16 protein-coding genes are annotated in these 21,621 nt (G+C 62.9%); 13 read left to right on the top strand and 3 right to left on the bottom strand.

What is annotated here, in order from left to right:
* Positions 1-151 precede the first annotated feature (151 nt).
* From ACMUVN_RS08855 to ACMUVN_RS08840, 4 genes are all read left to right on the top strand, one after another.
* The gene (locus ACMUVN_RS08855) at positions 152-1,429 is read left to right on the top strand and encodes an L-fuconate dehydratase (protein WP_097542613.1); all 1,278 of its coding nucleotides are present in this window, start codon (positions 152-154) and stop codon (positions 1,427-1,429) included.
* A gap of 222 nt (positions 1,430-1,651) precedes the next feature.
* The gene (locus ACMUVN_RS08850) at positions 1,652-4,231 is read left to right on the top strand and encodes a caspase family protein (RefSeq protein WP_414815023.1); all 2,580 of its coding nucleotides are present in this window, start codon (positions 1,652-1,654) and stop codon (positions 4,229-4,231) included.
* 402 nt (positions 4,232-4,633) lie between these two features.
* Positions 4,634-4,948, top strand: a complete 315-nt coding sequence (locus ACMUVN_RS08845) for a hypothetical protein (RefSeq protein ID WP_063475710.1) — start codon at positions 4,634-4,636, stop codon at positions 4,946-4,948.
* A 17-nt stretch (positions 4,949-4,965) separates the two neighbouring features.
* A complete protein-coding gene (locus ACMUVN_RS08840) occupies positions 4,966-6,225 on the top strand; it encodes a methyltransferase family protein (RefSeq protein WP_063475709.1) in 1,260 nt (419 codons plus the stop codon).
* Positions 6,226-6,238: 13 nt separating this feature from the next.
* Here the strand turns inward: ACMUVN_RS08840 and ACMUVN_RS08835 are convergent, their stop codons facing one another.
* Positions 6,239-7,846 (bottom strand): hypothetical protein, encoded by a 1,608-nt coding sequence (locus ACMUVN_RS08835; protein WP_063476233.1) that lies wholly within the window; start codon positions 7,844-7,846, stop codon positions 6,239-6,241.
* 151 nt (positions 7,847-7,997) lie between these two features.
* Between ACMUVN_RS08835 and ACMUVN_RS08830 the strand changes: the two genes are divergently transcribed.
* From ACMUVN_RS08830 to ACMUVN_RS08800, 7 genes are all read left to right on the top strand, one after another.
* Positions 7,998-8,588, top strand: a complete 591-nt coding sequence (locus ACMUVN_RS08830; RefSeq protein WP_047613358.1) for a hypothetical protein — start codon at positions 7,998-8,000, stop codon at positions 8,586-8,588.
* Positions 8,589-8,780: 192 nt separating this feature from the next.
* A complete protein-coding gene (locus ACMUVN_RS08825) occupies positions 8,781-9,158 on the top strand; it encodes a hypothetical protein (protein ID WP_097596037.1) in 378 nt (125 codons plus the stop codon).
* Positions 9,159-9,370: 212 nt separating this feature from the next.
* Complete coding sequence (locus ACMUVN_RS08820) at positions 9,371-11,320, top strand: DUF4384 domain-containing protein (RefSeq protein WP_414815022.1); 1,950 nt, start codon at positions 9,371-9,373, stop codon at positions 11,318-11,320.
* Between the two features lie 22 nt (positions 11,321-11,342).
* A complete protein-coding gene (locus ACMUVN_RS08815) occupies positions 11,343-12,959 on the top strand; it encodes a caspase family protein (protein ID WP_414815021.1) in 1,617 nt (538 codons plus the stop codon).
* Entirely contained in the window at positions 12,956-15,499 is a 2,544-nt protein-coding gene (locus ACMUVN_RS08810) for a trypsin-like serine protease (RefSeq protein WP_414815020.1), read from the top strand. The genes ACMUVN_RS08815 and ACMUVN_RS08810 overlap by 4 nt, the downstream gene beginning before the upstream one ends.
* 13 nt (positions 15,500-15,512) lie before the next feature.
* Positions 15,513-16,694, top strand: a complete 1,182-nt coding sequence (locus ACMUVN_RS08805) for a serpin family protein (RefSeq protein ID WP_414815019.1) — start codon at positions 15,513-15,515, stop codon at positions 16,692-16,694.
* Positions 16,695-16,731: 37 nt separating this feature from the next.
* Complete coding sequence (locus tag ACMUVN_RS08800; protein ID WP_414815018.1) at positions 16,732-19,134, top strand: protein kinase domain-containing protein; 2,403 nt, start codon at positions 16,732-16,734, stop codon at positions 19,132-19,134.
* 219 nt (positions 19,135-19,353) lie between these two features.
* Here the strand turns inward: ACMUVN_RS08800 and ACMUVN_RS08795 are convergent, their stop codons facing one another.
* Together ACMUVN_RS08795 and ACMUVN_RS08790 are read right to left on the bottom strand one after the other, a co-directional pair.
* Positions 19,354-19,833 carry a GNAT family N-acetyltransferase gene (locus ACMUVN_RS08795; protein ID WP_063475702.1) on the bottom strand — a complete coding sequence of 160 codons (480 nt, stop codon included), beginning with the start codon at positions 19,831-19,833 and terminating at the stop codon, positions 19,354-19,356.
* 99 nt (positions 19,834-19,932) lie between these two features.
* Positions 19,933-20,622, bottom strand: a complete 690-nt coding sequence (locus ACMUVN_RS08790; RefSeq protein WP_063475701.1) for an HAD family hydrolase — start codon at positions 20,620-20,622, stop codon at positions 19,933-19,935.
* A gap of 162 nt (positions 20,623-20,784) precedes the next feature.
* On the opposite strand from ACMUVN_RS08790, the gene ACMUVN_RS08785 reads away from it, so the two are divergent.
* The gene (locus ACMUVN_RS08785) at positions 20,785-21,060 is read left to right on the top strand and encodes a type II toxin-antitoxin system ParD family antitoxin (RefSeq protein WP_063475700.1); all 276 of its coding nucleotides are present in this window, start codon (positions 20,785-20,787) and stop codon (positions 21,058-21,060) included.
* On the top strand, positions 21,041-21,391 hold the full coding sequence (locus ACMUVN_RS08780) for a type II toxin-antitoxin system RelE/ParE family toxin (RefSeq protein ID WP_088930357.1): 351 nt from the start codon (positions 21,041-21,043) through the stop codon (positions 21,389-21,391). Before ACMUVN_RS08785 ends, ACMUVN_RS08780 begins: the two co-directional genes overlap by 20 nt.
* The last annotated feature ends 230 nt before the right edge of the window (positions 21,392-21,621 follow it).

Genomic DNA, 21,621 nt, shown 5'->3' with positions numbered 1-21,621 from the left:
TGCCGGGAATTGCGTAAAACAAAGACCTAAAGCGTGAGAAGCGAATCCGAATGATTGCGACGCACTTTGGCCGATCACGCGGCCGGCAGCACCGCCGGCCGATCCGGCCGCCGCCATCGGCCCCATACAATTATAATCGGGAGGAACAACCATGACCCGCATCACCGATCTTCGCGTCTTCGATCTTCGCTTTCCCACGTCGCAAAGCCTGGACGGATCCGATGCGATGAACCCCGATCCGGACTATTCGGCCGCCTATGTCATTCTCGATACGGACGCGCCTGATCTTGCCGGCCATGGCCTGACCTTCACCATCGGCCGTGGCAACGACATCTGCTGCATGGCGATCAAGGCGATGCGCCACCTCGTCGTCGGCGCCGATCTTGCCGAGATTCTTGCCCATCCCGGCCGGTTCTGGCGGCATCTGACCAGCGATAGCCAGCTGCGCTGGATCGGCCCGGACAAGGGCGCCATTCATCTGGCGACCGGCGCGGTCGTCAATGCCGTCTGGGATCTGCTGGCCAAACAGGCCGGCAAGCCGGTCTGGCGGCTCGTCGCCGAAATGTCGCCGGAAGAGATCGCCGATATCGTCGATTACCGCTATCTCACCGATGTGCTGACCCGCGACGAAGCGGTCGAGATCCTGAAGCGCGCCGAGGCGGGCAAGGCCGAACGCATCGCCATCCTCGAAAAAGACGGCTATGCCTGCTACACGACTTCGGCCGGCTGGCTCGGCTATGGCGACGAAAAGCTCCGCCGCCTCTGCCAGGAGGCGATCGACGCCGGCTTCGACCATATCAAGATGAAGGTCGGCCGCGACCTGGAAGACGATATCCGCCGCCTCAGGATCGCCCGCGAGGTGATCGGTCCCGATCGTTACCTGATGATCGACGCCAACCAAGTCTGGGATGTCGGCCAGGCGATCGACTGGGTCAAGGCGCTCTCCTTCGCCAAGCCTTTCTTCATCGAGGAACCCACGAGCCCCGATGATGTCGCGGGCCACCGCAAGATCCGCCAGGCGATCAGCCCGGTGAAGGTCGCGACCGGCGAGATGTGCCAGAACCGCATCATGTTCAAGCAGTTCATCGCCGAGGGCGCGATCGACATCGTGCAAATCGATTCCTGCCGCATGGGCGGGCTGAACGAGGTCCTCTCGGTGCTGCTGATCGCCGCCAAGTTCGGTCTGCCGGTCTGGCCGCATGCCGGCGGCGTCGGCCTCTGCGAATATGTGCAGCATCTGTCGATGATCGACTATGTCGCCGTGTCCGGCACCAAGGACGGCCGGGTCATCGAATATGTCGACCATCTGCACGAACACTTCCTCGACCCCTGCCGGATCGAGAACGCCGCCTATATGCCGCCTACCTTGCCGGGCTTCTCTATCGAGATGAAACCGGCCTCGATCAGCAACTATACGTTTCGAGGTTAAGGAAACTTCGCCGCCGCATGTTAAATTCCTGATTTCGACAGTCTTTCTTGTCGATGACGGGCTTCCAATCTGACGGGACTGCTCCAATTCACTTGGCGGCGGCGAAGCTTGCTTTTTGAAGCGCCGAGGAATATTTTCAAACTGTGAATGCGGAGGGGGCCCAGCACCAGCAGGCCAGCAAATTTTATTGAACTCTGGACAATAGATGTTTGCGATCGAGCCATGCCCAAGTTTCACCATGTCAGGAGACTGTGCGCTTATTTGCTGATCGTCGCGGCAATGCTGCTGTCGATCGGCACCGTACATGCCGCCATCACGGAAGAGAGCGGGCGCCGCGTCGCCCTGGTCATCGGCAACTCGGTCTACAAGACGCTGCCTTCGCTTCCCAATCCCGCCAATGATGTCGAAGAGGTCGCCAGCACGCTGCGGGCGGCCGGTTTCGACGTGACGATCGGCGTCAATGTCGACCGCATCGGGCTTGAGGATACGGTGCGCCGTTTCCTGCGTTCGACCAGCAATGCCGAGGCCGGCCTGATCTATTATTCGGGCCATGGCATCCAGGTCGGCGGGCAGAATTTCATCGTGCCGGTCGATGCGACCCTGGAGACGCCCTATGACGTCGAGACGCAGACCATGCCGCTCGACCTGATCCTCAACCATCTCAAGCAGAATTCGCGGGTGCAGCTGATCTTCCTCGACGCCTGCCGCAACAATCCCTTCAACGCCCAGAAATTCTGGATGGCCGAAAAGCTGGAACCGGTCGGCGCCACGCGCGGACTGGCGCGCATCGACAGCGATCTCGGCAGCCTGATCGCCTTCTCCACCGAACCGGGCCAGGTGGCGCTCGATGGCACCGGCGCTCTCAGCCCCTATTCCGAATCCTTCATCAAGCGCGCCAGCGAACCCAACAAGGAAATCCGCCAGGTCCTCACCGATGTGCGCCGCGATGTGATCGCCATGACCGGCGGCAAGCAGGTTCCGTGGGAAAACTCCTCGCTGACCGACAGCTTCTATTTCATTCCGGCGCCACCGCCGCCGAGCGTCGAACCGATGCAGCAGGTGAGCGTGCCGGAGGGAGCCGCCGCCACCAAACTGCCGATCGCCCCGCCGCATGACGAGACCGGCTCGGCGCTGCTCGTCACCCTCAACCAGCTTCCAAAGACCGGCAAACTCAGCTTCGACGGCAAACCCGTGGAGCAGGGCGCGAAGATACCGGCCGCAGCCCTGACGGCGCTGACCTATGATTCATCCGGCGTTGCCGCCGGCACCGTCGGCCTGATCGGCTATACCGTCAGCGACCCCTATGGCCAGGCGACGCAGGGCGTGGTGGCGATCACCGTCTCGGCGGATGCCGGCGCCAAGCTCGCCCAGTTGGAACAGCAAAAACAGGCGCGGCTTGCCGATGCCGATGCCTATTTGAAGACCTTGCCGCGCGACGTCAGCGCAACGATCGGCGTCGGCCCCGTCGAAGCCGGCCTGCCTGCCGTCCCGGCATCGGCCACCGAAATGACCTTCAAGGTCGCGGCCCTGCCCGACAAGGGCACACTGCGCGCCGGAGAGCGGGTGATCGGGCTTGGCCACGTGCTGGAGGCCGCCGATATTCCGGCGCTTTCCTACGAGCCGCAGATCGGCACCGAAAACCAGCCTTTCGCCCTGACGCTACAGGCCGCCAATGACGACCTGGCGCCGGCCACCATCACATTCAAACCGGCGCTCGACGCCTGCGACACCGCGGCCGCGGCACCCCTCGACCTGCAGGGCGTGACCGCCGGAAAACTGCCGAACGAGATCGACCCCGCCTCCGCACTGCCGGCCTGCACGGAGGCGGTCAAGGCTTATCCCGAGGTGGCGCGTTTCGTCTACCAGCTCGGCCGCGCCCAGCTTGCCAATCGCGATACGAAGACGGCTTTTGCCACGATCACGAAGGCGATGGATGCCGGGCATGTCCGGGCGATCTATGAACTGTCGAGCCTTTACGAATTCGGTGCTTCCGTCCCGCGTGACGCAGCCAAGGCAAGCGAGATCGCCAAGGGTGGTGCGGCCAAGGGCGATCCCTTCGCCCTGCACAGCTACGGCAAAGCCCTCTACTACGGCCGTGGCACCAAGGCCGATCAGCAACTGGGGTTACGCCTGATGCTCCAGGCCGCAGATCTCGGCCATACCTACGCGATGAACGAGCTCGGCTATATCTTCCTCAACGGCGTCAACGTTCCAGCCGATCCGGAGCGGGCTATCCGCTTCTACGAGGCTGGCGTCCAGCGCAACGACATCTATTCGTTGAACAATCTTGCGCTCGTCTACCGCTTCGGAAAGGGCGCACCGGAGGATCTTCCCAAAGCGATCGAGCTATTCACGCGGGCGGCAGAGGGCGGTCAGCCCTATGCCCCGACAAACCTCGGACGCATGTACCGCGACGGTGTCGGCGTTGCCGCCGACAAGGCGGAAGCGGTGAAGTGGCTCGAGATGGGCGCAGAACGCGGCGACTATTGGGGTGCACTCGACCGCGCCATTCTGGCGAAAGAAGCAGGCACGGACGCTGACAGCCTTGCAACGGCGGCACGTTATTTCGCGCTGGCCACCGCCATCAACATGCCGGGCAGCGGCGACCCGAAGAACCAGGCAAAGGCGGAACTCAAGACCTTGCCCAATGCTGCAAAGAAGAAAGCGGAAAAAACTTTCGTCGCTGAGTTGACCACTCAGGAGCAAAAGGCGCTTCCGAAGACCAAGTCGCTCGACGACAGGCTCGTTCAGCTCGCTAAGGCGACATGGGTAAAGCGAAATCCGAGGTACGATCTCTTCTAAACCGGCGATCTGGGGGCGCCCTTCATGACAAGAAAGCTCATCATCCGTGTTCTGCTTTGCTCGACATTCATCGCAGGCTCAGGCGCGATCTTGCAGAGCTGCATCTTCGACCCTGGCGCCAGGACACTGTTCGCCAGTGAAGAGCCGGCTAGGAACGCCACGCCGGCCAGGAATCCCACTTCCACCGTCAGAAAAGTGCCCACAACGATCAATCAACCGGCTTTCGCCCGCTCTGAGAACCGTTCCGGTGGGAATGCCGGCTCTGGCTCCAGCGGCTCCTCTAGCTCTAGCGGTTCCTCTGGCTCTAGCGGTTCTTCTGGTTCAAGCAGTTCTTCTGGTTCGAGCAGTTCATCGAGCTCCAGCGGTTCATCGAGCTCCAGCGGAGGCTGGTCCGATCGCCGCTTGAAGACTGATATCCGTAGGCTCGGCACCTCGGCTGAGGGCATACCGGTCTATGCTTTCCGGTACATCTGGGGCGGCCCGATGTTCGTCGGCACGATGGCCCAGGATCTTCTGGCAATTAGGCCTGAGGCCGTCATCGCCACCGGATCGGGTTACTATATGGTCGACTATGACAAGCTCGACATTGCGATGATCTCGCTGCCGGAGGATGCGCCTCGGCTAACGGATGAAGCAACCATGATGCTTGCGGCGCAGGCGTCGCGGATACGCTCTCCGGTCTCCGTTCGACAACCTTCCATGCAGCCGGCAATGTAGTCGAGAAAGCCAAGCGCGTGCCGATCCCCCAGGACAGGGATACCGTTACCGGGAGCCCTCTCGTCAGCCAGGCTGGGACCCTTGTCGGCGTTCTCATCGGCATTGCGCTCTCGGCCTATCTGCAGCTTGAGCCCGGCAAGGCGATGGCGCTTGTCGTGTTCTGCCTTCTCCTGGCATGGATTCTCGTCGAAGGTACGCCAGCCGCTCGTCGGGTCTGGGCATCGCGAGAAAGACGGAACGAGGCTCCCGCCACCTTCTGGCGGCGCATCGGAACCAAGCTTGTCGGCCTCGCAGCACTTTTGGGTGTGGTCGTCATTGCCTGTTCGGTCTTTCCGTTTTTCACGCAGTCGTCGGCGGTCCAATGGTTCATCGAAGCCAGCCATACGACCATCCCCATTTCCGTCGCGCTGGCTGCTGCTACCATCCTCTACATCGTAGCCACCGATCAGATCGCCGAAGAGCCCGACGATTACCTCCATCAGGTCGGGCGCGCGGTGCTGATCCAGGATTTTCGTGAGGAGGACGTGCTGTTCGCATTGCGCCTGCTCGCAATCAAATGCTTCTTTCTCGTGCTGATGTTCTCGGGCGGCATGACCGCTCTTGCCGATCTCGCCGACAAGCCGGCTTGGGCTTATCCGCCGCTCTCGGCGGCATGGTTCGAAGGTCTCATGCGGCTTGTCTTTCTCCTCGACGTCGTGCTTGCCGCCGGTGGTTATATTGCCACCTTCAAGCTTTTCGGCTGGCATGTCAGGGCGACGGAGACGACGGCGCTCGGCTGGCTGGTCTGCCTCATCTGTTATGAGCCGTTCTTCCCGGCGATTTCACATACTTTCGTGCCCTATGGCGACGGGCCGGGCTGGGAGACGGTGATCCAGGAGGGGTCGGCCATCTTCATCCTCTGGAGCGTCGCGACGCTGGCCTGCACCGTGATCTACGTTTGGGCGACTGTCGCTTTCGGGCCGCGATTTTCCAACCTCACTCATCGCGGCATCATCACCTCAGGTCCCTATCGTTTCATCAAACACCCAGCCTACGTCTCGAAGAACATCTCCTGGTGGCTGTTTGCATTTCCCAGCTTCATTGCCAGCGGCCTTGCGGAAGGACTTGCCCGGGCCGGCATGCTGGCGATCGTCAGCCTTATCTACGTCATGCGCGCCCGCGCTGAAGAGCGCATGCTGAGCCGGGATCCCGCCTATCGGGACTATGCCGAGAGCGTTGCCGCGCATGGCCTTCTGGCGATGGCGAAGCGCCGATTGGCGTCAAAGCCGGCAGCCTGACGCTGCCTTTCATTCAACCATCCAGCCCCCTGAAGCGCACCGGCTGGTAGCCGCGCATCAACAGGCTGCCGAGCGAATAGGTGTTGCGGCAGACGCGGCCCTTGCAGGCGTTCGGCGAGGCCTCCATCACCTCCACCTTGCGGTCGTCGGTGAAGCGCATGAACAGCAGCACATGCGAGCCCGGCTTGTTCAGCGCGTCGCCCGGCCGCATCGACCAGGGGTCGGAAAGGCGCTTGGTGATGCCGGGGATGGCGCGCGTCGTCACATGCATCTTCAGGCCCCAGGCGTCGCTGACGAAGCCGGAGCAGTCGACGCCGAGGATGTTGGATTGCGGCGCGCTCTTGGTGCAGACATTGCCGGCGGTCTGGCCCTTTTCCACCCCGCCGATGAAATTCTCGAGCGGCGTCTTGCAGCCCCAGCAATAGGGAACACCCTTGACCGTTTGGCCGCGCTTGCCGATCAGGTAGGTCGGGCGGCGCAGCCGGTTCATGTTGATGCAGCCCGGACCCGGATCCTTGCCATAGGCCGTCGGCGTCACCAGCCAGTTCAGCGTCTCGAAGCCGATGGCCCGCTCGATGACGTCGCTGCGCGATTTCGGCACGATCGCCACCTTCGGCGTCTTGCCGGGTTTGCCGGCATTCGGCTGCTTGGCGGGGCTGGCGACGGCAAGCTTGCGGCCGGGCTCCCTGCCGTCGAGCCGCAGCACCTGCGCCCGGCTCTCCAGCGATCTTAAATAGAGCACGTCGCCACGCGGGCCGATCGCCACGAAACGCCTGGAGAAGACCGTGCCCGGTTCGATCGGCAGGTCGTAGACGCGGTCGATTGCCCCGTTCGGCGTGAACCGCACCACCAGCATGCCGGTGCGTTCGGGCCGGTCGGCCGGCACCAGCTCGACCAGCGCATAGGGCCTGCCTGTTGTGTCGATGTCGAGCAGTTCGACGGTGCCGATCCGCCCTTCGGAGGTCAGCTGCAGCGACAGGAAATTCTCCTCCGAGCTGCTGCGCCGCAGCAGGATCTCCGCCTTGTCGTTGGCAGCCGAGACTTCGGCGACGATATCGCCGAGCCCGCGGCTCGGCACATATTGCTTGACCGGCGGGCGGACCTCGGGCCGGCTCACGCTGCGGCCGATCTCGTCGATGATGCTGTTCAGCGGTCCGGGCGATACCGAGCCCATCGAGGCAAAGACCGAGCGGGTGTAGTCGTCGGCATCGCCGCCGCCGTCGACGGCGCGCAGCGTCTGCGACCGACCGTCGGCATCGGTGGCGCGCTCGAGCGGCACGACGCCATCGGACCAGAGGTAGAGTTCGTTGTGGACGACGGCGAGATCCTCCGGCGTGGCATTCTCCGGCAGCGGCAGGATCTCCGGATCGGCCTGCGAACGTTCGGCGTCGACGGCGAGCACGCGGCCGTTGTTCTGGTCGAGAATGTAGATGGTGCCGTTGTCACCGACGGTGATCGCCGCAGGCCCGGATGCCTCCACTTCCTCGTTGGACGAGATGATGCCGACCGAACGCGCGCCGTCGCCGCTGCGAAGCTCTATGATTGTCGTGTCTTTGGCAAGACCTGGCGAGGCGACTGCAAGTGCCGCGGCAAACAGAATATGCGACCCCAAACCACGCATTGCCTCGACCCTCGAAAAGACTGCCAAGCCATTCAAAATGGTAAGATAGATGCGTCCCATCAGCAAGCTGTTGCTTTCCAAACGATTTGGAGATCTGCGCCTGGAATAGTACAAGATCATCGTCTCGAAGATATGCTGGCAGGAAATGCTTATGCTGGAATGGAACGGTGACGAACTGGCGCTCGACATCAGCCTGCTGGAGCAGGTGCGCGCCGCACGGATAGGTTTTTCCGATCGCGTCTGCGCGGCATCTGCCAGCAAGGACGACAAGCATCTGGCGCAGCTGCGCTCCGAGCCGACTTATCTGATGGCCGAGTTCCTCTATTCGATGAAGGTCTTCGGCATCAACACGGCCGAGGATATCGAACGCTTCGCCGATCTGCACAATGACTACGTGGTTTCACTGACCCGCGATCCGGCCAAGCTGCAGCGCCTGGGGCTGTCACAGGATCGGGCGCTCGCCTCGATGTTCACCGCCGACACCAAGCCGCGGCTGATCCAGAACTGGGCGGAAAAATCAGGCGCGATCGACCAGTCCAATCTCGCCCGTTTCCTGGTCGCGGTGATGTCGAGCGAGACCTGCCGCAAGACGCTGATCGATTTCGAGACGGCGGGCTTCATGCAGCGCAAGCGCTCGCCCTACGGCACCATGGTCGTCTGGTCGACGGGGATGATCGAGGAGATCTTCGGCGAGATGCTGCGCGACCTGCGCCTCAGTCTGCAGCAATTGAAGATCCTCTAATGCATGTCGCCCGGAAGTGTGCAGCGGTTCCGGGGCAACGACATGCATAAAACAAAGAGCGAAAGCGCCTCTGCCAGTCGATTTCAACCCTCCCAATCGATTGGCGCCAAGCGCCGTTGCCATCCTCCCAGCCTCTCCCTATTGTCGGGGCGCTTGTCGCGTAATGGCGCCCATAAGACGGATGTGACGACGATGACGAAATCCTGGCTCATAACCCTGTCGATCGGCCTGCTGCTGGCGCTGCAAATGCCTGAGCTTAGTCAGGCCGGCCCGGTCGAGGATGCGCTGGCGGCGCGCAACCCCGCGCTGGCAGCGTTGCGCCAGCAGGACGAAAAGGCCTTTGCTGCGGCGACCGCCATCATCGCCGAACATGAGCGCGCCGAGGGGCTGGCGCCCGGCGAAGGCAAGCTGCCCGATGCGACCTCGCCCGGCCGCGACATGGGCGCCGGCCCCGGCAAGGAATTCGCGATCGACAATCCGGATATTCTCTGGCTCTACAATTCCTCGCCCGAGGGAATGAGCGACCTGATCTCGATTTTGAAATCAGCCGGGCAGAAACCCAAGAACTAACCGCATCCCAGCCATCCGAACGGACTATAATAGCCGCCGGATATTGCCGAGCATGAGTCTTGCTTACCTCTTTGCCTTGATGGATTCTTTCGGGCTCCAAATAATTTGTAACCCTCCCTCAAGCAAGACGGGTGAAACCATCCCAATTTCGCCGGTCAGTGCTATTCTCATCTTCAACACAGTGTGAGATTGTTCGAAGAGGAGGTTTTCCAATGCTGAACCGTAAAGCCATCCTAGCAGCAGCCACCTTTCTTTCATTCTTTTCGGTGGTTCCCGCCGTCGAGGCGCAGAACGAACGCACACTGACCGAAGCGCCGGCCCAGACCGGCCCCGTCAGCATCACCTTCGATCGCGCCGAGGCCAAATACGCCATCGGCGAAGTGGTCGGCCTCTTCATCCAGTCGAGCGAAAACGCCTATGTCACGGTGCTGAACGTTTCGCCGAACGGCGCGGTGGTGAAGCTTTTCCCAAACAAGTACCAGACCGATGCGCTCATCGGCGCCGGCAAGCGTGTGCAGGTGCCGGATCCGGCAAGCGGCGCCCGGCTGCAGGTTTCAGGTCCGGTCGGCCAGGAGCAGATCAAGGTCTTTTATTCCTCCAAGCCGCTGACCATCTTCGCCGATCTCGGCGGCAGCGGCAGCGGCATGTTCCGCTCAATCGACGGCGGCATGGATGCCGTGTCCCGCAGCCTTGAGGAAGCCCGCAGCCTCGGCACCAAGATCAGCAGCAAAACGCTGATGCTGACGACGGTCGATAGTCTGTCCGCGGCTCCTCCCGTCGCAACTGCCCCTGCCGCAAAACCCGCACCGGTCGAGCAGGCTGCAAAGCCGCCCGTTGCACCGAAACCGGCAGCCGCGCCGAAGCCGGTGACGAAACAGGAAGTTGCCAAGAAGCCGGAAACGGCGGTGGAAAAACCGAAGCCCGCTGCGCCGAAAAAGGTGGCGCCGAAACCCGTCGAGCAGGCCACCACACAGCCGCCGAAGAAATACAAGATCGTCACCAATCTGGCGCCCGGCCAGGAGCTTGCCGCCGACGAACTGGAGCTGATCGGCCCTGCCGACACAACCTCATCCACCCGGCCGACCCAATATAAGCAGCCGACGCAGTACAAGCAGCCGGCCCAGTCTTCTCAGACCAAGATGCCGAAACTGCCGATGCCGCAGATCAAGATGCCGCAATTCAAGCTGCCCGGTGGCTTCAGCATCAAGATGCCGCAGCTGAACCTTGGCCGTTCGGCCGAACCGGATCAAGCCGGCGAGGAGATCGAGGTCGCCAACGCCGATACGCCTGTTTGCACCGCCCTTCTCGACAAGCTGAACACCGCCGTCGCCGCCAAGGATATCACCGCTGCCGCTTCCGAGGCCGATGCGATCGCCGTCAGCGCTGATTGCGGCCAGTTCCAGGTGAATGCCCAGCGCCGCGTCGCAGCCCTCAGGCTTTCCGCCGCGCAGGAGATGATGGCCGCCGATAGACCGGTCGCCGATTACGAACCGCTGCTTGTCGCTGCCGACAGTCCGCAGGTGCTGTGGCAGGCTTCCGCCACGCTCGGCGAGATCTATTTCTCCGCTCGCCGCTTCGCCGATGCCGCCGCCGGTTACCAGCAGGCGATCGAGATCATCAAGAACGAGACCCGCACGCCGAAGGCGCCGCCGGCCGAAACGATTTCCGATCTCATCCAGCGCGCCGCCCAGGCCCGCATCCTTGCCGCGAATCCTTCGAGCGACAATCCGCAAGGCAGCTTCGTGCCGGCCGAGAAGGATCACCGCAGCGGCGTGCTCGGCGGCATCTATTCCGAGAATGTGCGCGGCATCGTGCCGGTCTCCATTCCGGTGCCGATCACCTTCGATTTCGACAAGTCGAGCTTCACCTCGATCGGCACCGAGGCCGCCGAGGAACTGCTGGAAGCGCTGAAGGAGCAGAAGCCCGGTCGCATCATCCTCGTCGGCCATACCGACCGGCGCGGCGCTGACGATTATAATCAGAAGCTGTCCGAGCGCCGCGCCCAGGCCGTCGCCGATTTCCTGAAGAGCCACGGCATCGACGCGACGATCGATGCCGAGGGCCGCGGCGCCTCCGAGCCGGTCGACGTGACCGCAACCGCAAACCTCACCGAAGACGATGTCGATGCGTTGAACCGGCGCGTCGAATGGCGCCGCGAATAGCGGGGGCGAGGGGAGTTTGGCCATGTCCGCATCCGTTTCCATGGCCGCCGCATTAGCCCTCCTCACGCTGGCGGCCACCGACAGCCTGGCAAGGACGATCGAGGCGCCCGAGCGCGGCGCGGTCCGGGCGGTGCTGGTCGGCATCGATCTCTATCGCAATGTCCCGCCGCTGCATGGCGCCGTCGCCGATGCCGAGGACCTTTCCCTGTCGCTGCGCTCGGTCGGCGTCGAAGACATGACGCTCCTGAAGAATGGCGCAGCCGATCGCGAGGGCATTTTTCAAGCGATCGGGGCCGTGACGGAGCGGGCAGGGCCTGGCGACCTCGTCGTGCTCGGCATTGCCGGTCACGGGTCGAGCGAGCCGGAACGCGTCAAGGGCTCGAAACCGAGCGGCCGCGACGAGGTCTATGTGCTGGCCGGCTTCGACACCCGGCTGCCCGGATCGCGGGAGCGCATCTTCGGCGACGAGTTCAAGGTGCTGATCCGCAACCTCGAGGCCAAGGGCGCCGATGTCGTCTTCATCGCCGATACCTGCCATGCCGGCGGCATGACCCGCGACGTCGATCCGCGCGGCGCCGAGATCACCTGGCGTCAGGCGCCGTCCTATACGATCGAGGAGGATGACCTCGCGCCGATCTCGACGACGGCGGATGCGTTGTCCACCGGCTTCGATTTCAAACGGCTGACCTTCCTTGCCGCCGTCGACGAGAACACCAAGTCGCCCGAGATCACGATCCCCGGCATTCCGCAGAAGCGCGGCGCGCTGAGTTATGCCACCGCCCGCGCCTTCGAGGGGGCTGCGGACCGCAACGGCGACGGCGCCGTCAGCCGCCGCGAACTCTTCGAATATGTGCGCCAGGCGGTCTATCAGTTCACCGACCAGCGGCAGAACATCTTTACCGAAAGCCCGCCCGGAACCGATCTCGACCGTGCGGTCGTCTATGCCTACGAAGGGGCGGGGGCGCAGGCGGTGGCGGAGAAATCAAACACTCCGCTGCCCACCGAGCCCGCGCCGATCAGCGTCGCCGCCCTGGGGTCCGAGCCGGTTCTGCAGGGGATCGACGCAGCCGTCACGCCATTCAAGGTGACCGAGGGTGCCGATGCCGAACTCGTCTTCGATCCGGAAAATCGCGAGGCGATTGCCGGCGGCGATGTCGTCGCCTCCGGCGTCGGCGCCGGCGACATGCCTTTTGTCGTCGACCGGATGGCCGCGCTCGACACGCTGAAGCGGCTGTCGGAGACAAACCCGCAAACCGTGCGCGTGACGCCGTCCGACACCGTCCATGGCGAAGGCGAGCGCGTCGGCGTCACAGTTTTGGATCTATCGGGCCGCAAGCTCGTGCTCTTCGACGTCACCGGCGATGGCACCGTGCAGTTCCTCTATCCCAACGAGAAGGAGGCCGATGCCGAGATGTCTCAGACCTTCGACCTCGATCTTTCGGTCGTCGCGCCGTTTGGCACCGACCTGCTCGTCGCCGTCACCTCTGAAACCCCGATGCCGCAGCTTGTGGAGTTCCTGAAGCAAAACGACAGGCGCCGCACGGCCGGCAATATCGCCAGGCGCCTCGGCGAATTCCTCCCCGAGGGCGCCCGCGTCGGATTTACGGTCCTCTATACCTCCGCCGGAGCCAAGCTATGAGCACGTCGATCAGCAGGGTCCTCACGATTGCCTCCGTCATGCTGCTTCTGACCTCTCCAGCTCTTGCGCAGCAGGATACCGATTTTGCCGGCGAGGATGGCGGGCGCGTCATCGGCGGCCAGGCGGCGAGAAAAGGCGAATGGCCCTGGCAGGTGAAGATCCTGGCGCCCGACCCCGAACAGCGCGGCCGCTTCGGCGGCCATTGCGGCGGCTCGCTGATCGCGCCGCGCTGGATCTTGACGGCCGCCCATTGCGTCACCAGCGGCCGCTCCGGCAAGCAGGATCTCTTCGCCCGGGATCTGCTGATCGTCGAGGGCAAGTCGAAGATCGACAAGGTGATCGCGGTCGACGGGCCCGACAAGCCCGGCCTTGCCGTTGATGACGTTGTTATCCACGAGGATTTCGACCGCAAGGTCTTCGCCAACGACATTGCCCTCATCAAGCTCGCCGAGCCCGCCAAATCGAAGCCGGCGATCCTTGCCTCGGCCTTGGATGAGGCGGTGGAGGCCGCCGGCCACCCCGCCGTCGTCACCGGCTGGGGTTACACTAAGGCCGACCACGGCTGGGATGACAAATATCTGCCGACCGAACTGCAGGAAGTCGAACTGCCGATCGTCCCGCGCGAGGACTGCCGCGCCGCCTATCGTGACAGCTCGATGCGGATGAACCCGATCGACGAGCGCAATGTCTGCGCCGGTTATGCCGAAGGCGGCAAGGATGCCTGCCAGGGCGACAGCGGCGGACCGCTCGTCGCCCAGCGTCCCGACAAAAGCTGGATCCAGCTCGGCATCGTCAGCTGGGGCGCCGGCTGCGCCGAGGCCGAACATTACGGCGTCTATACCCGCGTCGCTGCCTTCCGCGGCTGGATCGCCGTAAAGACCGACGGCGACGTGCCTGATGTCGAAGGATCGGCGACAGGCGATCAGGTCGCGTCCGCCACCACCGGCGCCGGAACGAAGCAGCAAAAATCCGGGCAGGAAGAGGCCAACCTCACCATCACGTCGCCGCCCGCCGGCGATACCCCGCCCGCCGGCAATAGCGCGCCTGCCGGCACGACTGAAACGCCAAGCCCCGACATGCCCGCGGACAAACCCGTCACCGGGCCTGCAGACGCCGAACCCGACGTCCAATCCCCGACCGTCCAGACGCCAGTGATCCAAGGCTCCCCCGGCGATCGCGCGCTGCTGATAGGCATCGACGATTACGAGATGCGCGAGGCCAAATTGACCGGCTCCGCCAGCGACGTGAAGGCGATGCAGGTCTTCCTCGCCAAGACGCTCGCCTACCGCCCGGAACAGATCCACACATTGACCAACCGCAAGGCGACCCGCGAGGCGATCCTGGCCGAGATCGACGACTGGCTGGTGCGCCAGTCGACGCCGGGAAGCCGTGTCTTCCTCTATTTCAGCGGCCAGGGCTCGGAGGAAATGGGCGCCGAGGAAACGACGAGCCCGACGCTGGTGGCAGCCGATGCGAAACTGGTGCGCGAGGGTGGCAAGGTGACGGTCACCAACCAGATCCGCGAAACCGAGATCGCCGCACGGCTGAACAGCCTCAAGGACCGCCGCGTCACCCTGCTGATCGACGCCTGCCATGTCGGCCCCGGCAGCCGCAGCGCGGTCGCAGCACCCTCCGGCACCGTGCGCTGCCTCGGCCCGGCACTGGCAGCCATCGAACCGCCGAACAAGTCAGGCAAGGAAGCGAAATTCTCCTTCGGTGGCGAAAGCGCCATGGTCTGGTCGGCCGTCAATGCAGGGCAGTGGGCGCTCGTCGATCGCGAGGCCAAGCCGGCGCTCGGTGTTTTCACCCGCCACTTCATCGAAGGCGTGCAGGATGGCGTGGCACGCGCCGCCGACAAGCCGAATGTCAGCAATGCCGCCCTTCTCGATTATGTCCGGCGCAAATCCGACGAATATTGCCGGACGCATGCCGAGGATTGCCGCTTCACGCCGGTCCCGCAATTCTACGGCCTGCCGGATGCGCTAGGCCGCGACGTGATCACCGGCGAGGAGGCGAAGACGCCGGTCGCCGCCGTCGAAAATACGCTGAAGAGCGACAATGAGGCCGGTGTTGCCGTCGACATGCTGCCCGGCACCGCCGTCAGCATCGGCGACAAGGTGGCGATGCGCGTCTCTACCAAGAAGTCCGGTTACCTGATCCTGGTCGATATCGACGCCGCCGGCAAGCTGACGCAGCTCTACCCGAACAAGCGCTCGATGGGCCTGAAGCCGACGGCCAAGAGCGGCGACAACCGGCTCGATCCGGCCCGGCCGGTCGTCGTGCCCGATGCGCGCAATCCCTATATCGGCTTCGAATATCAGGTCGAGGGTCCGGCCGGCGTCGGTATGGTCGTCGCCATCCTCAGCGACAAGCCGATCGAAGTGCTCGACCTGCCGGATGTGCCGACACCGCTGGTCGGCCAGCGCGCCGCCTTCAACTATGTCTACGATCTCGCCCGAAGCCTCAGGATCGTCGGCGACGACGAGACCGGCGCCCAGGGCAAATGGTCGTTCGCTTCCAAATTCTATCGCATCCGCTGAAGAGGAGCGAACCATGCCGAAATCCACTCTGCTGGCCGGTCTTGCCGCTTCCCTGATGGCGTTTGCCCCAGTCCATGCCGGCGAGACCGGCGACAGCAAGGCGGTGCTTGCCGCCCAGGCGGGGCTTGCCGCCGAGCTCATCGACCGCACCCTGGCAAAGGAAGGGGCGGCCAATATCATGGTGTCGCCGGCAAGCCTTGCGGCCGCCCTCGGTCTCGCAAGCCTCGGCGCCTCCGATGAGGGCAAGGCGGCAATCGCCAAGAGCCTCGGCTTCGCCGGCGAAGTGAAGGGACCGGAAAAGGTGCTTGCCGCCATGACGGGGGAAAAGCCGGCCGCGGCCGATGCGCCTTTGGCGACGGCGGTTGCGATCGTCTTCGACGACAGACTGGTGCTCGTTGCCGATGCGCTTCCCATGCTCGCCGGTCACCGGGTCAAACCTTCGATCGAGGATCTCGACGGGCCGAAATCGGTCGAGAACATCAACGGCTGGGTGAAGAACGCCACGCGGGGCGCCATTCCGTCGATCCTCGACGCACCGCCCGGCGGCGGCTTCGTCAGCCTCGGCGCACTCTCCTTCAAGGCGCGCTGGAAGACCTCCTTCGAGAAGGAGAGCCCGGCAAGCCCATTTCAGCGCCCGGATGGCTCGACGATTTCGGTGCCGATGATGCATCTTGCCAGCGACGGGCAGAGGTTTCGCTCCGATGAAAAATTCACCGCCGTCGATCTTGCCTATGCCGGCGAGAGCTACAGCATGGTCGTGGTGGCGGCGCGCTCCGGCAAGGGTGTCGGCGGCACGGATCTGAAGGCGCTCGCTTCCTGGCTTCAGGGCGAGAAATTCGAGGCCGCCAAGGGCGAAATCTTCCTGCCCCGCTTTTCCCTGAACGACGGGCGTGATTTGATGCCGGTACTGAATGCGATGGGCGTGGCGCCCGAGAAGGCCAAGGATGCGGGTTTTCCGGGTTTCACCAAGGAAAACATCCGCTTGTCCCATGTCCTGCAGAAGACCATGATCAAGGTTGACGAAAACGGCACGGAGGCGGCGGCAGCCACGGCTGTCATCACGGAACGCAGCATCGAGCCGACACTTGTTCGCGTCGTCGCCGATGCCCGTTTTGCCTTCGCGCTTCGCGATACGAAGACCGGTCTGCTGCTCGCCGCAGGCCTGATCGGTGACCCGCTTCTGGCGGGTGAATAGAATTCGGTTTCATGAATGAATGCAGGGGGACACGTGCATGAGAAGTGATCTGATCGCCCGCTACACGATCGGCGAGCCGATCTATGAAAACGAGTTCATCGTCTATCCCGCCCAGGACAAGCGGATGGACCATGCGGTCTTCATCGTCACGCCCGATATAGCGCTAAAATTGGACAAGGCGCGTTTCGAGCGCGTCTGGACCTCGATCAACGAGGCCAAATCGCTGACGGCGCGGCGCTTCGTTGAAATCGAGGACCTCATTCCACCGTCGCCGGAAGACGACAATTTCTATATCGTCGAGAAGCGGCCGTCGAAGACGCTGCACCAGTATCTCGACGAAACGGAGATGGTGGCCTACGAGCGCGCCGTCGAGATCGGCCGCCACATCCTCGAGGGCCTGGCGACGCTGCACGGCGCCGGCTACGCCCACAATGCCCTGACCGACCAGTGCATCTATGTCTCCGAGGATTATTCCGGCCTGTCGGTCCGGATCGGCAACCTGCACCTGATCTCCAAGATCGGCGAACATATCATCCCGCCCTATGTACCGGAATTCGGGGCGCCGGAGATCTATGCCAGCGGCACCTTCTCCGCCTCGCCGGCGCTCGATATCTACGCCATGGGCATGATCGCCTACAAGCTCTTCCTGCCGCGGCAGACCTATGCCAGCGTCTTCGACAGCGTCATGGTCTGGGAAGACGAGCACCAGCGCGAGCAGAGCTGGAAGAACATCCATCTCGACCCGTCCAACGTTTTTCCCCGCCTCGATGTGCTGATCCCCGGTTTTCCCGAGGGTCTGGCAAGCCTTGTGGAAAGGATGCTGAGCCGCGACCCGGCCGGGCGACCGCGCACAGGCGCCGATGCGCTGGGCGAATATGCCCGGGTGACCACAGGCATCCAGCCGATGTCATGGGATCCGCGCGGCGGCATGCAGCAGCCGGAACCGCCGAAGCCGAAAAAATGGACGCTGGCCAAGCTCTCGATGACCGGAGCGCTGCTCTTGATCTGCATCGGCGTCGGTGTCGTCACCATCCCCAAACTGCTGCGCCCGGATCCGAAGCTCGTCGCCGATGTCGGCACCTGGAAGAAGGAGGCCGAAAGCCGCAAACAGAAGGCGATCGCCGCCAAGGCGCCGGAGCGCCCCTCCGGCGACCAGGCGAAACTCGCCTATGACACCGGTGCTGCGGCGCTGACCTCGGCCGATGCGCTGCTCAAGGATGAAGACTACGACAAGGCCCTTCCGGGCTATCAGACGGCCGCCATCAATCTCGGCAATGCGCTGATCGCCATCTCCAAGGAGAATGCCGAGACGGCAAAAGCTGCCGCCTCTGCCGCAGGCGGCGACAAGGCGCCGGGTTTTGCCGAGGCCGATACCAAGATGAAGACCGCCGCCGAGGCCGCCGTCGCCAAACAGATGCATGCTGCCGTCGGCGCCTATGACGAGTCGAAAACGACGTTTGACGATCTCGCCAAGGCGCTCACCGCGCTCACCGCAGCCGAAAAGGACGCGGCGGCCAAACGCGAAACCGTCAACCGCATCGGCGCCGGCGATAGCCCCGACGTCGCCAAGGCGAGCGGGCTGATGACCGAAGCCAAGGCCAAGGCCGAGCAATGGCAGACGCCGGCCGCGACCTCAGGCTATGGCGACGCCGCCAAACTCTTCGACGCCGTCATCGCCGACGTCATGGCGGCGAAGGACGAGGCCACCGCGCTGAAGCAGAAAGTCACCGATCTCAACGCCTCGATCGCCACCCGCGCCGGTGCGGCCGATCCGACGCTTGCAGCCCTCGCCCCGAAGATCGGCGAGGCCGACGGCCGCTACACCGCCGAAGCCTACAAGTTGGCGGTCGCAGCCTACCAGCCGATCCTTGCCGAACTCGAGGCTCTGTCGGCGCGCGGCTTCTGCCCGGTTTCGCAGGCTCTCGCCTTCGAGACCGTCCCGGCCGGAAGTTATTCGCTGGAGAATGTCCGGCTGATGACCTCCTCGATGAAGGAACTCGGCGGCATGCTCGGCGTTGCCAATGGCGCCGTGAAGATCGACAAGTCTTTCTGCATGCAGACGAAGGCCGTCACCCGCGCCGAAATGGCGGAATATTACACCGCCATCTCAGATCCCGCCGCCGCCCAAGCCTATGGCGGCAATCCGCAGCAGCCCGCCGACGACGTGCCGCTTGCCGTGGCGCAGAACTATACCGCCTGGCTGTCGAAACAGCTGAACGCCCCCGTCCACCTGCCGTCGGCAACCGAATGGATGGCAAGTGCGGCGAAGATCCCGCCGGAAAAACTGCCCGATAACGGCGACATCATCCTGCAATGGAGCGCCACCCCCTGCGAAGCCGGCGGCAACGTCGCCTTCATGGCGCAGGAGGGCTCCACCTTCGTCGTCTGCTCGGATGCTTCGGCCGGCGGGATTTTCCGGGTTACTGCAGAATTGCGGTGAGGATCGGAAGGGTGGAGATTGAAGGGGGAAAGCTGGGTGCCGCTGACTATCGGCTGCGCGGGATGATGCGCCCGCCCGACCGCGATGGGACAATGTCGATTATCGGCAATGTCCCGTTCGGGCCGCGTCGCGGTCAGCCAGGCTGATGGCGATCAAATCCCGAACGGCGTGCAAGTCCGTCAAGACGCAAGCGCCGCGGCCAAGAAAAAATAGAGAATTCTAGCCGCGGGCAAACGCCGCCAGCGTCTCTCCCGCCATCCGATAGCGGATCCATTCCTTCTGCGGCTCCGCGCCGATCGCCTCATAGACGCGGATCGAAGGTTCGTTCCAGTCGAGCACACTCCATTCAAAGCGGCCGCAGTTCTTCTCTAGCGCGATCTGTGCGAGGCGCCGCAACAGCGCCTTGCCGGCTCCCGAGCCGCGCGCGTCCGGTGTTACGTAGAGATCTTCCAGATAAAGGCCGTTCTTCGCCTGCCAAGTCGAATAGCTGAAGAAATAGACCGCCATGCCGATCGCTTGGCCTTCGCGTTCGCAGATCAGCGCATGCGTGACCGAACCGTCGCCGAAGATCGCCGCACGCGTGCTCTCCTCGGTCGCCTCGACCTCGTGGATCGCCTTTTCATAGTCGGCCAATTCGCGGACGAATCGCAGGATCGTTGCCGCGTCTGAAGGCGTCGCGGGGCGTACGGTAAGGGTCATGTGAAGGCTCCTGATCTGGCGCTCCAGATGAAAGAACCGTCCCGACCTGTCAACTGCATGACGTGCAGAGTGCATCTGTAGGCCTGCAGTTTTGTTCCCTCACGGCTCCACGGCGGCTCCCGCCATCGAGATGGCGATCAAATCCCGAACAGCGTGAAGATCCGCCAAGATGCAAGCGCAGCGGCCAGGAATATCCGGAGCCGGCTGAGCCAGATCAGGCACCATGATGGTCATCGCTCCCGCGACTGATGCGGAGAGAACTCCATTTCGGGAGTCTTCCAGGGCAACGCATTCCGATATGGGCAGGTTGAGCCGCTCGGCGGCCAGCAGGTATGGAGCGGGATCCGGTTTTCCCACCGTGTAATCGCCATAGGCAATAATGGTTTGGAACCGGCCTTGCAGCCCGGCGGCCGAAAGATGCGCCTCGACGGCCGTCCGATCCGATGAGGTGACGATGGCCGAAGGGATCCGCGCTGCCTCGAGGAAGGATAGGATTTCCGGCAAGCCTGCTTTCGTTCGCAAATCCGTTTGCACCATCTGCGTGAAGAGTTCCGAAGCCTGCCTCCAGAGATCCTCCAGAGGGGCATCCTTGCCGAACCGGGCCAACAGGAGTTCGCGCACACGGGAAGCCGGCAAACCGATGGTTTCAAGATAGGCCGAGAGAGGCAATTCGAAACCCGCATTCCGTGCAGCCGTGATCGTCGCATCTCGATACAGAGCTTCGGTATCGAACATCAATCCGTCCATGTCGAACAGAACGGCTTTGGGGGCACGGGGCAGGCGCTGCATATATGGCTTTCGACAAAGGGGATTCGCTTGAGTGTATACTGGCTTGCCGTGACTGCACCATGGCCTATGGGTCGTCACCGTCATGACGAATAGAGGGAGGGGTTCCGGCAGATCGACAAATATGCTACTGAGTAGTAAATTCGGCTCAATGGAGATAAACCGATGAGTGTCAAATCGTCGATCTCGCTGACCGACCAGCAGGACGCTTTTGCCCGTTCGCTGGTGGAAAGCGGCCGGTATTCCAGCATGAGTTCCGTTCTTCAGCAGGGCTTGGAACTCCTCCGCCAAAAGACGGAGGCTGAGGCCGTCGAAACGGCAGCGCTTCGCGAATTGGTCCATCGGCGTTTGAAAGGCCCGATGATTTCCACGACGGAAATGGAAATCCGCGTCGAGGCGATGATCGAGCGGAAGCGGCGGGCTGTTCGTGTGGACCCTTGAATATTCCGAGGATGCCGAACGCGATTTTGAGTTGATTTTCGACCATCTCTTCGACGCCCATGTCGAACTCGGAGACTTGGCCGACGAGGCGTTGGAGCGTACCGCTGAACGAATCCGCAAATTGCGTCTCGAAATCGATCGTCTCGTCGATACGCCTTATATCGGGACATTGCGGGCCGACATTTACCGTGGAATCCGGTTTCTTCGGCGGGATAAGGCGGCTATCTGGTTCGTGCCGGTGGAAAGTCGTCGCACGATCACTATCGCTGCAATTTTCTACGGCGCGCAGGACCATATCAGACATATGCTCGCACGTATGCTGGCTGGATAAGGTCCCTATATCCCGAGTCTGGTGGCAGTTGCTACGCTTCGTCGGAATGCATGGTTCAAAAACGCCTTCCATGATTTCCGAACATGTGGACGGCCTTTCCGCCCCAGGGATGTCACCTGTCGACGCAACGCAGGGCGCTCCGAGATAAAGCCACGGGCGCCATTTTTCCTGATTCCACAGCCTCGCGTTCAAGCGGTGCCTCTCGACAGTTTTCAATTCCAAATTTCAAA

This window comes from Rhizobium sp. IY2, from assembly GCF_047532935.1.
GTDB lineage: Bacteria > Pseudomonadota > Alphaproteobacteria > Rhizobiales > Rhizobiaceae > Rhizobium > Rhizobium anhuiense.
The sequence above is the reverse complement of the archived record's forward strand: the minus strand, read 5'-3'. Positions and strand labels throughout refer to the sequence as shown.